This window comes from Xanthobacter wiegelii (assembly GCF_043193855.2).
Classification (GTDB): domain Bacteria; phylum Pseudomonadota; class Alphaproteobacteria; order Rhizobiales; family Xanthobacteraceae; genus Xanthobacter; species Xanthobacter flavus_A.
In genome coordinates, this window is the sequence record NZ_CM195529.1 from 3,881,780 (window position 1) to 3,894,286 (window position 12,507).

General features: G+C 68.0%; 14 protein-coding genes. 12 read left to right on the top strand and 2 right to left on the bottom strand.

All coding sequences use genetic code 11. From position 1 onward, the window contains the following. The first annotated feature begins 52 nt into the window (after positions 1 to 52). The 7 genes from V5F63_RS18085 (at position 53) to V5F63_RS18115 (ending at position 5,193) form a co-directional block, all read left to right on the top strand. Positions 53 to 280 carry a F0F1 ATP synthase subunit C gene (locus V5F63_RS18085; protein ID WP_209484607.1) on the top strand — a complete coding sequence of 76 codons (228 nt, stop codon included), beginning with the start codon at positions 53 to 55 and terminating at the stop codon, positions 278 to 280. A 111-nt stretch (positions 281 to 391) separates the two neighbouring features. Further along, complete coding sequence (locus tag V5F63_RS18090) at positions 392 to 1,105, top strand: F0F1 ATP synthase subunit B (protein WP_245327212.1); 714 nt, start codon at positions 392 to 394, stop codon at positions 1,103 to 1,105. 143 nt (positions 1,106 to 1,248) lie between these two features. After that, complete coding sequence (locus tag V5F63_RS18095; protein ID WP_209484609.1) at positions 1,249 to 1,740, top strand: F0F1 ATP synthase subunit B family protein; 492 nt, start codon at positions 1,249 to 1,251, stop codon at positions 1,738 to 1,740. A gap of 219 nt (positions 1,741 to 1,959) precedes the next feature. After that, on the top strand, positions 1,960 to 3,219 hold the full coding sequence (locus V5F63_RS18100; RefSeq protein WP_394100687.1) for an SGNH/GDSL hydrolase family protein: 1,260 nt from the start codon (positions 1,960 to 1,962) through the stop codon (positions 3,217 to 3,219). Positions 3,220 to 3,356: 137 nt separating this feature from the next. Continuing rightward, entirely contained in the window at positions 3,357 to 4,256 is a 900-nt protein-coding gene (locus V5F63_RS18105) for an HpcH/HpaI aldolase/citrate lyase family protein (RefSeq protein ID WP_394027926.1), read from the top strand. Between the two features lie 7 nt (positions 4,257 to 4,263). Continuing rightward, positions 4,264 to 4,968, top strand: a complete 705-nt coding sequence (locus V5F63_RS18110; RefSeq protein ID WP_394100686.1) for a DJ-1/PfpI family protein — start codon at positions 4,264 to 4,266, stop codon at positions 4,966 to 4,968. Positions 4,969 to 4,989: 21 nt separating this feature from the next. Next, positions 4,990 to 5,193, top strand: a complete 204-nt coding sequence (locus V5F63_RS18115) for a DUF1737 domain-containing protein (RefSeq protein ID WP_209484617.1) — start codon at positions 4,990 to 4,992, stop codon at positions 5,191 to 5,193. 33 nt (positions 5,194 to 5,226) lie between these two features. On the opposite strand, the gene V5F63_RS18120 is transcribed toward V5F63_RS18115, so the two are convergent. After that, positions 5,227 to 6,141, bottom strand: coding sequence for a cation diffusion facilitator family transporter (locus V5F63_RS18120; protein WP_394027924.1), 915 nt, complete (start codon positions 6,139 to 6,141; stop codon positions 5,227 to 5,229). Between the two features lie 193 nt (positions 6,142 to 6,334). On the opposite strand from V5F63_RS18120, the gene V5F63_RS18125 reads away from it, so the two are divergent. After that, on the top strand, positions 6,335 to 7,387 hold the full coding sequence (locus V5F63_RS18125) for a MaoC family dehydratase (protein WP_394100685.1): 1,053 nt from the start codon (positions 6,335 to 6,337) through the stop codon (positions 7,385 to 7,387). On the opposite strand, the gene V5F63_RS18130 is transcribed toward V5F63_RS18125, so the two are convergent. Further along, positions 7,363 to 8,481, bottom strand: a complete 1,119-nt coding sequence (locus tag V5F63_RS18130; RefSeq protein WP_394100684.1) for a CE1 family esterase — start codon at positions 8,479 to 8,481, stop codon at positions 7,363 to 7,365. The genes V5F63_RS18125 and V5F63_RS18130 overlap by 25 nt on opposite strands. Before the next feature lie 366 nt (positions 8,482 to 8,847). On the opposite strand from V5F63_RS18130, the gene V5F63_RS18135 reads away from it, so the two are divergent. From V5F63_RS18135 to sdhA, 4 genes are all read left to right on the top strand, one after another. Next, complete coding sequence (locus tag V5F63_RS18135; protein ID WP_209484624.1) at positions 8,848 to 9,534, top strand: OmpW/AlkL family protein; 687 nt, start codon at positions 8,848 to 8,850, stop codon at positions 9,532 to 9,534. A gap of 304 nt (positions 9,535 to 9,838) precedes the next feature. Then, positions 9,839 to 10,240 (top strand): succinate dehydrogenase, cytochrome b556 subunit, encoded by a 402-nt coding sequence (gene sdhC / locus V5F63_RS18140; protein WP_209484626.1) that lies wholly within the window; start codon positions 9,839 to 9,841, stop codon positions 10,238 to 10,240. Between the two features lie 10 nt (positions 10,241 to 10,250). Continuing rightward, on the top strand, positions 10,251 to 10,655 hold the full coding sequence (gene sdhD, locus V5F63_RS18145) for a succinate dehydrogenase, hydrophobic membrane anchor protein (RefSeq protein WP_245327214.1): 405 nt from the start codon (positions 10,251 to 10,253) through the stop codon (positions 10,653 to 10,655). 3 nt (positions 10,656 to 10,658) lie between these two features. Continuing rightward, positions 10,659 to 12,494 carry a succinate dehydrogenase flavoprotein subunit gene (gene sdhA, locus V5F63_RS18150; protein WP_209484628.1) on the top strand — a complete coding sequence of 612 codons (1,836 nt, stop codon included), beginning with the start codon at positions 10,659 to 10,661 and terminating at the stop codon, positions 12,492 to 12,494. Positions 12,495 to 12,507: the final 13 nt, after the last annotated feature.

Below are 12,507 nucleotides of genomic sequence, written 5' to 3' on the forward strand. Positions count from 1 at the left end.
CGCCTCGCCGTTCCGCCGTTTCCCCAACTCGAGTTTTCTGAAGGAGCAGTCCATGGATCCCGCAGCTGGTAAGTACATTGGTGCCGGTCTCGCCTGCCTCGGCATGGGTCTCGCCGGTGTCGGCGTCGGTAACATCTTCGGCAACTTCCTTTCCGGCGCCCTGCGCAACCCGTCGGCGGCCGACGGCCAGTTCGCCCGCGCGTTCATCGGCGCGGCCCTCGCGGAAGGTCTCGGCATCTTCTCGCTCGTCGTCGCCCTCGTCCTGCTGTTCGTGGCCTGATTTTCAGGCGCGCGACGGAAGAGGTCTCCCGGGCGCCAGGCGCCCGGGCGTAGTGATTGACACCATGTGCCGAGGCGCCGTTGCCTCGACAGGTGCGAAGGCGGGCAAGCCATGATGAAGTCGTGGAAAGTGACTGTCGCGCTGGCGTTTGCGGGTGCGGTCCTGATGGGCGCTCCCGTCTCGGCGGCGAGCGATCCTGCCGGCAAGCCGGCCGTGGTCGCGCAGGCGGCTCCGCCCACCGGCGCAGCCGGGCACGGAACACACGAGCCTGCCGCCGCAGTTCCCGGAGCGGGGCATGCGGATGCGGGCCATGGCAACAAGAGCCATTTTCCGCCCTTCGACGGCACCACCTTCGCCTCGCAGCTGCTGTGGCTCGCCCTGAGCTTCGGCCTGCTCTACTTCCTGATGAGCCGCATCGCCCTCCCGCGCATCGGCCGCATCCTGGAAGAGCGTCACGACCGCATCGCCGATGACCTTGAGGAGGCGGCGAAGCACAAGGCCGACAGCGAGGCCGCCCAGGCGGCCTACGAGAAGGCCCTCGCCGAGGCCCGCGCCAAGGCCAACTCCATCGCCGGTGAGACGCGCAACCGTCTCAGCGCCGAGCAGGACACCAATCGCAAGTCTCTGGAAGCGGATCTCGCCAGCAAGCTGGCCTCCGCGGAAGAGCGCATCGCCTCCACCAAGACCGAGGCCCTGACCCATGTGAAGGGCATCGCCGTGGACGCCACCGGCGCCATTGTTTCCACCCTCATCGGCACGAGCCCCGCTCAGCACGAGGTGGAGCAGGCGGTCGATGGCGCCCTCGCCAAGAAGGACGCGGCCTGAGGGCCGCGATGCCCGCGGCCGTCACGGCTGCCGGGCCTGGAATTCCGAACGCGCCGGATCGGGTTGCGTTCTTGACGAGCCCCTGACGTTTCAACGTCGCGCAGGCCGACCGGGCTGACGCAGACGGACCCGAGGACCACGTTATGAACGAGATGTCACTGGCTGAACTTTGGGTCGCCATCGCCTTCGTGGTCTTCGTCGGCATCCTCATCTATGCCGGCGCGCACCGCGCGATCGCCTCCGCGCTCGACAGCCGCGGCCAGCGTATCTCGGCCGAGCTGGAAGAAGCGCGCCGCCTCAAGGAAGAGGCGCAAAAGCTCGTCGCTGAGTTCAAGCGCAAGCAGCGCGAGGCCGAGGCCGAGGCCGAATCCATCGTCACCGCAGCCAAGGCAGAGGCCGAGCGTCTCGCCGCCGAGGCCAAGGCCAAGCTTGAGGATTTTGTGTCCCGTCGCACCAAGATGGCTGAGGACAAGATTGCCCAGGCGGAGCATCAGGCCGTGGCCGACGTGAAGGCCATCGCTGCCGAAGCCGCCGCCAAGGCCGCCGAAGTGCTTCTCGGCCGCGCTGCCACGGGCGACGTGGCCGACCGGCTGATCTCGAACGCCATCGGCGAGGTCAAGACCAAGCTGAACTGAGTTCGGCTGAAGCCATCTTCCGATTTCCAATGTTCTCGAAGGCCGCCTCTGGCGGCCTTTTTCATGTCCGCGCCGTCCAAGGCCGCGCGATAGACTCCAGCCGGGACCCCGCCTCCTTGCCTGCCGCCACCGGCCGACAAGCACGGATTGCCCCCGCCCCCGCGAGCCCCGCTTCGCGGACGCCTTGATTGAGCCGCCGCGCTGGTCCATTGCTAGGGCATGTGGCGCGCCGCAGACATTCGTTCTTTCAACCATGGCCGGGCGCGCGCCCGACTGCGCGCACGGCCGACCCGTGCCGCCCTCGTCCTCCTGGCCCTGTTCACTGGCCTGATGCTCTGCGCCGATGCCTCTCGCCCGGCCTTCGCGCAAAACGATTTCTTCTTCTTCCTGCGCCCCCCCGCCAACGTGCCGCGCGGCAATCCGCAGCCTCAGCAGCGGCAGCAGCAGCAGCAGCGGCCACCCCAGAATTCCGGCTGGTGGCCCTTCCAGCCCCAGCCCGATCTCCTTCCCCCGCCGCCCCAGCAGGCCAAGCCCCAGGCTCCGGCCGAGCCGACGGGCGTGGTCTATGGCTCCGCCGATGCCGCGAGCCAGGGCAAGCGCGTGCCGCCGAGCCAGTTCGTGCTGGTGCTGGGCGACCGCCTCGCCGGCCAGCTGGCGCAGGGCCTCGCCGATTCTTACGTGCCCGAGCGCCAACGCATCGCCATCGTCGATAATACGGTGGACGAAAGCGGCTTCCTGCCGACTCAGGTGGACTGGCTGACGCGCCTGCCCGACGCCATCGCAGCCGCCCGCCCCTCGGTAACCGTAGTGGCCCTCGGCTCGGACGATCTCCAGCCCATCAAGGACGGGGACAGCCAGGCCGAGCCGCTGACCGAGCGCTGGAACGAACTCTACGGCAAGCGCGTGGACGAGGTGCTCGCCGCCCTGCGTGAGAAGGCCGGGCGGGTCATCGTGGTCGGCCTCGCCCCCGTCGCCAGCGGCCAGCTCTCCGACGATTATGCCAAGCTGAACGAGATCCTGCGGGCCCGTGTGGCCCGAGCCGGGTTCACGTTCGCCAATGTGTGGGACGGCTTCGTCGACGAGGACGGGAAATACATGGCGAACGGCCCGGCGGTGGATGGCCAGCGCCGGCGCCTGCGATTCAATGACGGCGTGCGCTTCACCCGCGCGGGCGGGCGCAAGCTCGCTTTCTTCGTGCAGAAGGACGTCAACCGCATGCTGGAGGAGAGCGCGGGCGCCAAGGCCGCGCCGACGCCGGACGCCACCAGCGGGCCGGCACGCCCCGCCGCTCTGGCCGGCGCCCCCACGACCGGCCGCGACGCGCCGCGCCCCGATGCGGTGCAGGTATCCACCAGCGCGATGTCGGCGGCGAAGGTGCTCAAGGATGGTGTCGCACCGCCCCCCGTGCGGGGACGGGCGGACGATTTCACCTGGCCGCCGCCGGGTGCCGAGCCGCCTGTAGCGCCGCCCGCACGCTGAGCACCGGCGGGCCGGGCACCGCCAGCCGGAGCGGTGCCGCAGCGCGGCAAAATCCGCTTTTCAAAGCCCAAGCGGCGCTTTACCGATTTGCTGAGAGAAGTGCGGGCGCCGCCCGCCGCATCGGTCGAGGAGCCGTCATGTCCGAGGGAAATTCCGCCGCGTCCATCCGTCCGCGCCGCAGCGTCCTCTACATGCCCGGCTCCAACGCCCGCGCGCTGGAAAAGGCGCGCACCCTGCCCGCCGACGCGGTGATTCTCGATCTTGAGGACGCGGTTGCGCCCGACGCCAAGGTGGAAGCCCGCGGCCGCATCGTGGAGACGGTGAAGGCCGGCGGGTTCGGCCCGCGTGAGGTGGTCATCCGCATCAATGGCCTCGATACGCCGTGGGGTTCGGACGACCTCGAAGCCGCCGCCTCCGCGACGCCCGACGCCATCCTGCTGCCCAAGGTGCAGTCGGTGGAACAGCTCGTCACGGTCGGCCGCCGCCTCAAGGCGCTGGACGTGCCCGCCACCACGCGCGTGTGGGCCATGATCGAGACGCCGCTGGCGATCCTCGACATCAAGTCCATCGCCGCCGCCGCGCAGGACCCGCTGACCCGCCTGTCCGTGTTCGTGCTCGGCACCAACGATCTCGCCAAGGAAACCCGTGCCGCGCTCGTGCCCGGCCGCGCGCCCATGGTGGGCTGGCTGAGCCTGGTGGTGGCCGCCGCCCGCGTCTATGGCGTGGACGTGCTCGATGGCGTGTGGAACCAGTTCCAGGATCTCGACGGCTTCAAGGCCGAGTGCGCCCAGGGCGTCGAATTCGGCATGGACGGCAAGACGCTGATCCATCCGAGCCAGATCGAGCCCTGCAACAGCGCCTTCAGCCCGCCCGAGGCGGAAGTGGCGCGCGCCCGCGCCATCATAGCCGCCTTCGCGCTGCCGGAGAACGCCGGCAAGGGCGTCATCACGCTGGACGGCCGCATGGTGGAGCTGCTGCACGCCGAGATGGCCAAGCGCACCGTGGCGCTGGCCGACGCCATCGCCGCCCGCGGCTGACCCCGTCATGAGCACGCCTGCGGCACCCCCTCCTCCTCCGCCCCTGCGCATCGTCATGCTCGCCTATCCCGACATGACCCAGCTCGACCTCACCGGCCCGTTCGAGGTGTTCGCCCGGCTGCCGGGCGCGAAGATCGACATCGTCTGGAAAACGAGCACCACGCCGGTGAAGGACGCGGCGGGCCTCGCCATCATGCCGACGGCTGCGTTCAAGGAAATCCACGGCTGCGACGTGCTGTTCGTGCCCGGAGGACCGGGCCAGCTCGAGCTGATGGAGGATCGGGAGACCCTCGGCTTTCTCCAGGAGATGGCGGCCGGCGCGCGCTATGTGACGTCGGTCTGCACCGGCTCGCTGATCCTCGGTGCCGCCGGGCTGCTGAAGGGATACCGCGCCACCTGCCACTGGCTGTCGCTGCCGCAGCTCGCCCACCTCGGGGCGATCCCGGTGGAGGAGCGGGTGGTGGTGGACCGCAACCGCCTCACCGGCGCCGGCGTTTCCTCGGGCATCGACCTTGCGCTGGCTCTGGCGATCGAGATTGCCGGAGCGGACGAGGCGCGGCGCATCACCCTCGCCATCGAATACCAGCCCGAACCGCCCTTCCCGCCCCGCGACAAGGAGGATCCCCGCCTTGTGGAGGAGGTGCGTGGCCGGACGCAGGGCTTCCAGGACAGACGCGACGCCGTCGCCCGTCGCATCGGCGCGCGGCTCTGACACCCGAGGGGGGACTGAACCATGAAGCTCTATCGCTACCTCACCGGCCCGGACGACGCCGCCTTCTGCAAGCGCGTGTCGGCCGCCCTCAACCGGGGCTGGCAGTTGCACGGCGCGCCGACGCTGACTTTCGACAGCGTGCAGGGGCGCGTCATCTGCGGTCAGGCGATCGTCAAGGAGGTGGAGGGCGAGTGGTCGGACGCGGTGGTGCTCTCAGAGCACTGAGGCCGTGGACGCGGCTGCGGATACGGGTGGGGATCAGGCCGTCGTCGCCTCGGCCGCGGCGGCATGGCCCGGCATGAGCACGATGGACACGTCCACCTCGTCGCCCGCCTCGCGGAATTCCCGCTTCACCGACTCGGTGAGCTTGGCCACCACCGCGCGGGCGTGGGCGACCGTCCAGTCGCTCTCGAAACCGAGATGCAGCTCCACGAACATCTTGCCACCAAACTGGCGGGTACGGATGTCCCCCAGTTCGTCGAAGTCGTCGAAGTGGGTGGTCAGCACCTTGAGGATGCGCAGCTGCCCCGCCTCGTCGATGGCCTGGTCGAGCAGCGAGGCCACCGAGTTCGAGAGCATGGCGTAGATGTTGTAGATCATGAACCCGATGACCACGAACGAGCCCATCGGATCGAGGTAGTACAGGATCGGGATGTCGTTGAAGATCGACAGGATCACCGTGACGGTGAACACCGAGCCCGAGGCGATGGCCGAGACAAGGTGAACCCGCGCCTGCGCCGCCAGAACCGGCGAGTGGGTCTCGTGGGCGAGGCGGGTCGCCTTGCGGTTCAGGATCACATTGCCGATCACCGCCAGCGCCGCCACGAAGAGGCCAAGCTCGGCGCCGTCCACGCCCTCCGGATGCATCACGCGGATGATGGCGCGGGTGCCGGCGATGACCACCAGAATGGTCTGCAGCAGCGCGATCATCAGCTCGGCGAGGTTTTCGAGCTTGCCGAGGCCGTAGGCATATTTGCCGGCATGGGCATTATGGGCGAGCTTCAGCACCAGCCAGCAGGCGGTGAGCGCGGTGAGGTCGAAGGAGGTGGCGAGGAGGTCCGTGAGGATCGCCGCCGAATTGGTGAGCGTCGCGGCGAGGATGTAGAAGGGGAAGAGGCAGGCCGTGAAGATCATGGCCTGAAATGACAGCTTCTGGCTCGCCGAACCCGACACGAACGCCCCCTCTTTCCGCTTCGCCTTCCGGAGCGGCCCAGCACCTCTCCGGAACGCACCCATGAGGACCATGAGGGGGGCATGCGTCAAGCCGAACCGGCATTGCGGCCGCAATTCGGCACCTTCTCCCTTCGGCCTGTTGCGTCGCACCCACGCGCTCTGCAACATGCGCCGACAAACGGGGGGACCCTAGATGAGCAAGACCAACCGGGGCAATTTCTTCGAGGATTTCAGCGTCGGCCAGGTGATCCGCCACGCGACGCCGCGCACCGTGACGGTGGGTGATGTGAGCCTCTACAGCGCCCTGTACGGCACCCGCTTCGCGGTCCAGTCGGCCGACACTTTCGCCCAGGACATCGGCTATCCCGCCGCCCCGGTGGACGACCTGCTCGTGTTTCACACCGTGTTCGGCAAGACGGTGCCGGACATCTCGCTCAACGCCGTGGCGAACCTCGGCTATGCCGGCGGGCGCTTCCTCGCTCCCGTCTATCCCGGCGACACTCTCACAGCCGTCTCCGAGGTCATCGGCCTCAGGGAGAATTCCAACGGCCAGAGCGGCGTCGTCTATGTCCGCTCGGTGGGTTTCAACCAGGACGGCACGGAGGTGCTGGACTATGTGCGCTGGGTGATGGTGCGCAAGGCCGACCCCTCCCTCCCCGCCCCCGAGCCGGTCGTCCCCACCCTTCCGGCCGCGCTGGCGCCCGATGCGCTCGGCGGTGCCGTGCCGGTGCTCGACATCGAGGGCTGGCGGGATGACCTCTCCGGCTCCACCGCCCGCTTCTCGGACTATGCGGTGGGCGAGCGCATCGATCATGTGGACGGCATGACGGTGGAGGAGGCGGAGCACATGATCGCCACGCGCCTCTACCAGAACACGGCGAAGGTCCATTTCAACCAGTTCACCGAGGGCCAGGGCCGCTTCGGCCGCCGCCTGATCTACGGCGGGCATGTGATCTCGATCGCCCGCGCCCTGTCGTTCAACGGCCTCGCCAACGCCTTCCACATTGCCGCCATCAACGGCGGCCGGCACGTTGCGCCGCTGTTTGCGGGCCTCACCGTGCATGCATGGAGCGAGGTGCTGGACGCGCAGGAGCTGCCGGGCCGCGACGACGTGGGCGCGCTGCGCCTGCGCACTGTCGCCACCAAGGACCAGCCGACCGCCGACTTCCCCCTGAAGGCGGAGAACGGCGATTACGACCCGAGCGTGATCCTCGATCTCGACTACTGGGCGCTGATCCCGCGCTGACCGGTCGCGCCGGACGCTCCCCCGGCAGAGGCTGCGGGGGGTGCAGCGCTGGCGCCTTGTGGCTTGGCCGCGGGCGGTCTGGCTTCCGGCGGCTTGGCTGCCGGTGGCTTGCCCCCGTCGGCCGGCGTGGCGCTCGCCGGAGCCGGCTTGGCCGCCGCGCCGGACGCGGCAGGCTTCGGCTTCGGCTTGCGCGGGGGCACGACGGGTGGCGGGGCGGCGGGCAGACCGCCATAGACCGACATGAAGCGCCAGATCTCCTCGCCGGCATCGATGTCGTGACTGCGCAAGCCGAGAAACGGCGTCGCAAGGTCCGGCTTAGTCTCGACCATGGCCGGGGACTGGTGGCCGCCGCGCTCGATGGTGATAAGTTCCACGGCGCTGCCGTCCCGGCACTCATCCCAGCGGCTGACGACGGCGGTGGTGCCGTCGCCGGGCGCGAGGTCGGGCAGCTTGCTGGCCTTGGCCGGCCCGCATCCGTCCAGTGAGGCATAAAGGCGGGCGCTGTCGGGCGCCGAGAGGGTCGAGCCCAGCGGCGTCCAGAAGCCGCCATAGCCGATCACCGAATCCCCCGTGCCGTGAATGAACTGGATGGAGATCGGCCGCGAGGGCTGGCACTCTTCCCTGTAATTGGCCGGGGCGGTGGACATGATGGCCGAGTAGGCGGCGAACAGCTCGGTGTGTTCGCAGGCCATGCGCTGCACCATGAAGCCGCCGTTGGAGATGCCGGTGAGATAGATGCGGTTCGGATCGGCGATGCCGTCCGCCGCCAGCCGCCGCGCCAGCGCCACCAGGAACGCCACGTCATCGCCCGGCCGCAGCATCATCTTCAGCCGCATGGCTGCCGGCCGCCCGTCGTTCCAGGTGCGGCCCTCGCCCTCCGGATACACCGCGACAAAGCCGTGCTTCGCCGCTGCGTCGTCGAGGCCGAAATAGGCGCGGAAGCTCTCTGGGGTCTGCGCCGCGCCGTGGAGCGCGATCACCGTGGGCGCCGGCGTGGTCACGCCGTCGGGCGTCACCACCACATAGCGGCGGGTCTCGCCGTTGACCGACAGCCGCAGGTCCTTGACCGATTCCGCGAGGACGGGTGCAGACACGGACCAAATGAGGAACAAAAAGAGACTGGCGAGGAACATCCATCGACCAGCGGCGCCCCGCCGCAGCCACGATTGCCGCAGGTCTAAAGTCGGAGCTTGGCGTACGGGTGGGCCTTGAAAAGAGGCGGCAGAAACGGTCATGAGCCCAATAAGCCTCTTGAAACAAATGAACTTTATTGCGACCGCCACCCTCGTCAGCAGATGCAGGCTTGCCTTGCGAATACGGCGACGGCGGGGCGGAGGTGTGTCATCACGGACACACAGGCAGCCCCTCCGTTGTCATTTTGATCTAGATCAAACTGAACAAGGCCGCTCGGGAGGAAGTCTTTCCCATCAGTTACCTCAAAGGGTTTTTGGGAGCGGGGCATGTCGAAGCTCGGACTTGGTATCATTCTCGCGGCGGGGCTCAGCGCCCTCGTTGCCGGCAGCGCGTCCGCCGCCGATCTGTCCACCCCGGTCTACAAGGCCCCGGCGGTCGAGGAGCCCCTGAGCCCCTGGCAGATCCGCGTGCGTGCCCTTTACGTGGTGCCGGAGGCCGGCGGTTCGGTGACGGGCATTCCCGGTTCCGACCTCTCCATCTCCAACTCGGTCGTTCCCGAACTCGACATCACCTATTACTTCACGAAGAATATCGCCGCCGAACTCATTCTCGGCGTGACGCCCCACGACATCGATGGCGCGGGGACCATCGCCGGTCTCGGCCAGGTGGGCAAGGTGTGGCTGCTGCCCCCCACCCTCACCCTGCAGTACCACTTCACCGACTTCGGCCCCTTCAAGCCCTATATCGGTGCCGGTGTGAACTACACCGCCTTCTTCAGCCAGGAAGCCACCAACCCGGCCTTCGCCTCGCTGAAGGTCAACGATGCGTGGGGCTTCGCCCTGCAGGCCGGCTTCGACTGGATGTTCGATCGCCACTGGGGCATCAACGTCGACGTGAAGAAGATCTTCCTGCAGCCCGACTTCCTGCTCCAGACGGTCGGCGGCGCCTACCTGCAGGGCAGCGCGCAGATCAATCCCTGGATCTTCGGCACGGGCGTGACCTACCGCTTCTGACCGATCGATCCGATCGCATCGAGAAAACGCCGGGCCTGCCCGGCGTTTTTTTTTGCCTCCACCGAAGGGAGGTCTGCCACCCTCAGGGGTCCGTTGCCCTTCCGATAGGAGCGCGGCCTTCGGATTCTGGCTTGCGGAGCGTTGGCACCGCAACAATCGGTCGCTACAAGCGCCGCTATAGGACGATCATCCAATTGCCTGCCGCTGCGTATCGATCTTTAAAGCCACCCAAGGTGCTTTGGAATCGTTGCGAAGAGACGACGATTGAGATACCTGATCGATCGATTTTTTAGGAGGAGGCCCCATGGCCGACAGCCCTCAGCGCATTGATCGCCCCCTATCGCCACACCTACAGATCTACCGTCCGCTGTTCACGATGATGATGTCCATTGTGCATCGCATCACGGGCGTCGGCCTGTATTTCGGCATGGCGATCCTCGTCTGGTGGCTGCTTGCCGCGGCAACCTCCCCCTCGGCCTACGGTACCTTCAGCGCGGTGGCGGGTTCTCCCATCGGCCTTCTCGTGCTGTTCGGCTTCACCTGGGCTCTGCTGCACCATGCCCTCGGCGGCGTGCGGCATTTCATCTGGGACTTCATCCACGGCTTCGGCCCGCAGGAGCGCGTGCTGCTCGCCAAGGCCACGCTGGCCGGCTCGGTGGTGCTCACCGTCGTCGTCTGGATCATCGGCCTTGCGCTGAGGGGCTGAGGAGAACGCCATGAGCACCCCCCATTCCGGTCATGCCCCCATGCGCACACCGCTCGGCCGCGTCCGCGGCCTCGGCGCCGCCAAGTCGGGCACCGAGCACTTCTTCACCCAGCGTCTCACCGGCGCGGCGAACCTGCTGCTCTCCATCGCCTTCATCATCATCGTGATCTCGGTGGCGGGCCAGAGCTACGCCGCGGCCCGCGCGACGCTCGGCCAACCCCTGGTGGCCGTCATCATCCTGCTCACGCTGCTTTCCGTAACCACCCACATGCGCATCGGCATGCAGGTGGTCATTGAGGACTACGTGCACGCCGAAGGCCTCAAGGTGCTGCTCATCGTGGCCAACACCTTCTTCAGCATTGCCGTTGCCCTCGCCGGCGCCTTCGCCGTGCTCAAGATCAGCCTGGGAGGCTGACACATGGCCGATACCGCAACGAACGGGGCCGCCGCGCCCGGCATCAATGGCGCCGCCTACCCCATCGAGGATCACACCTACGACGTGCTCGTGGTCGGCGCCGGCGGCGCGGGCCTGCGTGCCGTGGTGGGCTGCTCCGAGGCCGGCCTGCGCACGGCCTGCATCACCAAGGTCTTCCCCACCCGTTCCCACACGGTCGCGGCCCAGGGTGGCGTCGCCGCCTCGCTCGGCAACATGGGCGACGACAAGTGGGAATGGCACATGTACGACACCGTCAAGGGGTCGGACTGGCTGGGCGACCAGGACGCCATCGAATACCTCGTGCGCAACGCGCCGGCCGCCGTCTACGAGCTGGAGCACTGGGGCGTGCCCTTCTCCCGCACCGAGGACGGCAAGATCTACCAGCGCCCGTTCGGCGGCATGACCACCCATTTCGGCAAGGGCACCGCCCAGCGCACCTGCGCCGCGGCGGACCGCACCGGCCACGCCATGCTGCACACGCTCTACGGCGCGGCGCTGAAGCACCAGGCGGAGTTCTTCATCGAGTATTTCGCCATCGACCTCATCATGGATGAGGAAGGCCGCTGCCGCGGCGTGGTGGCGATCAAGCTTGACGACGGCACCATCCACCGCTTCCGCGCGCACCTCACCGTGCTCGCCACCGGCGGCTACGGCCGCGCCTACTTCTCCGCCACCTCGGCCCATACCTGCACCGGCGACGGCGGCGGCATGGTGCTGCGCGCCGGCCTGCCCCTGCAGGACATGGAATTCGTGCAGTTCCACCCCACCGGCATCTACGGCTCGGGCTGCCTCATCACCGAGGGCTCCCGCGGCGAGGGCGGCTACCTGACCAATTCCGAGGGCGAGCGCTTCATGGAGCGCTATGCCCCCTCGGCCAAGGACCTGGCCTCCCGCGACGTGGTTTCGCGCTCCATGACCATGGAGATCCGCGAGGGCCGCGGCGTGGGCAAGGCCAAGGACCACATCTTCCTGCACCTCGACCACCTCGACCCCGCCATCCTCCACGAGCGCCTGCCCGGCATCTCGGAGAGCGCGAAGATCTTCGCCGGCGTCGACGTGACCCGCGAGCCGATCCCGGTGATCCCGACCGTGCACTACAACATGGGCGGCATCCCCACGAACTATTACGGCGAGGTGCTGGACAAGCGCGCCGGCGACCCGGACAAGGTGGTGCCCGGCCTGATGGCCATCGGCGAAGCCGCCTGCGTCTCCGTCCACGGTGCCAACCGCCTCGGCTCCAACTCGCTCATCGACCTCGTGGTGTTCGGCCGCGCCGCCGGCCTGCGCGCCGCGGAGCTGGTGAAGCCCGGCGAGAAGCACCGGCCCCTGCCGGACAACAGCGCCGAGCTGGCCCTCGGCCGCCTCGACAAGTACCGCCATGCCTCCGGCGGCACGCCCACCGCCGAGCTGCGTCTCAACATGCAGAAGGTGATGCAGAACAACTGCGCCGTCTTCCGCACCGGCGAGGTGCTCGAGGAGGGCCGCAAGCTCATCCACGACGTGTTCAAGGCCTCCAGCGACATCGGCGTCACCGACCGCTCGCTGGTGTGGAACTCGGATCTCATCGAGACGCTGGAGTACGAGAACCTCATCTCGCAGGCCATCGTCACCATGGAGAGCGCCGCGAACCGCCAGGAAAGCCGCGGCGCCCATGCCCGCGAGGACTTCCCGGACCGGGACGACGTGAACTGGATGAAGCACACGCTGGCCTATTTCGACACCACGGCCGGCACCGTGCGGCTCGACGACCGCCCGGTGCACACCTACACGCTGTCCAACGACATCCAGTACATCGAGCCCAAGAAGCGCGTGTACTGAGCCCCACTCGACC

Excerpts from the sequence above, each read along its gene's own strand:
- V5F63_RS18085 (WP_209484607.1), top strand. The coding sequence starts at position 53 with ATGGATCCCGCAGCTGGTAAGTACATTGGTGCCGGTCTCGCCTGCCTC.
- V5F63_RS18090 (WP_245327212.1), top strand. The coding sequence starts at position 392 with ATGATGAAGTCGTGGAAAGTGACTGTCGCGCTGGCGTTTGCGGGTGCG.
- V5F63_RS18095 (WP_209484609.1), top strand. The coding sequence starts at position 1,249 with ATGAACGAGATGTCACTGGCTGAACTTTGGGTCGCCATCGCCTTCGTG.
- V5F63_RS18100 (WP_394100687.1), top strand. The coding sequence starts at position 1,960 with ATGTGGCGCGCCGCAGACATTCGTTCTTTCAACCATGGCCGGGCGCGC.
- V5F63_RS18105 (WP_394027926.1), top strand. The coding sequence starts at position 3,357 with ATGTCCGAGGGAAATTCCGCCGCGTCCATCCGTCCGCGCCGCAGCGTC.
- V5F63_RS18110 (WP_394100686.1), top strand. The coding sequence starts at position 4,264 with ATGAGCACGCCTGCGGCACCCCCTCCTCCTCCGCCCCTGCGCATCGTC.
- V5F63_RS18115 (WP_209484617.1), top strand. The coding sequence starts at position 4,990 with ATGAAGCTCTATCGCTACCTCACCGGCCCGGACGACGCCGCCTTCTGC.
- V5F63_RS18125 (WP_394100685.1), top strand. The coding sequence starts at position 6,335 with ATGAGCAAGACCAACCGGGGCAATTTCTTCGAGGATTTCAGCGTCGGC.
- V5F63_RS18135 (WP_209484624.1), top strand. The coding sequence starts at position 8,848 with ATGTCGAAGCTCGGACTTGGTATCATTCTCGCGGCGGGGCTCAGCGCC.
- sdhC (WP_209484626.1), top strand. The coding sequence starts at position 9,839 with ATGGCCGACAGCCCTCAGCGCATTGATCGCCCCCTATCGCCACACCTA.
- sdhD (WP_245327214.1), top strand. The coding sequence starts at position 10,251 with ATGAGCACCCCCCATTCCGGTCATGCCCCCATGCGCACACCGCTCGGC.
- sdhA (WP_209484628.1), top strand. The coding sequence starts at position 10,659 with ATGGCCGATACCGCAACGAACGGGGCCGCCGCGCCCGGCATCAATGGC.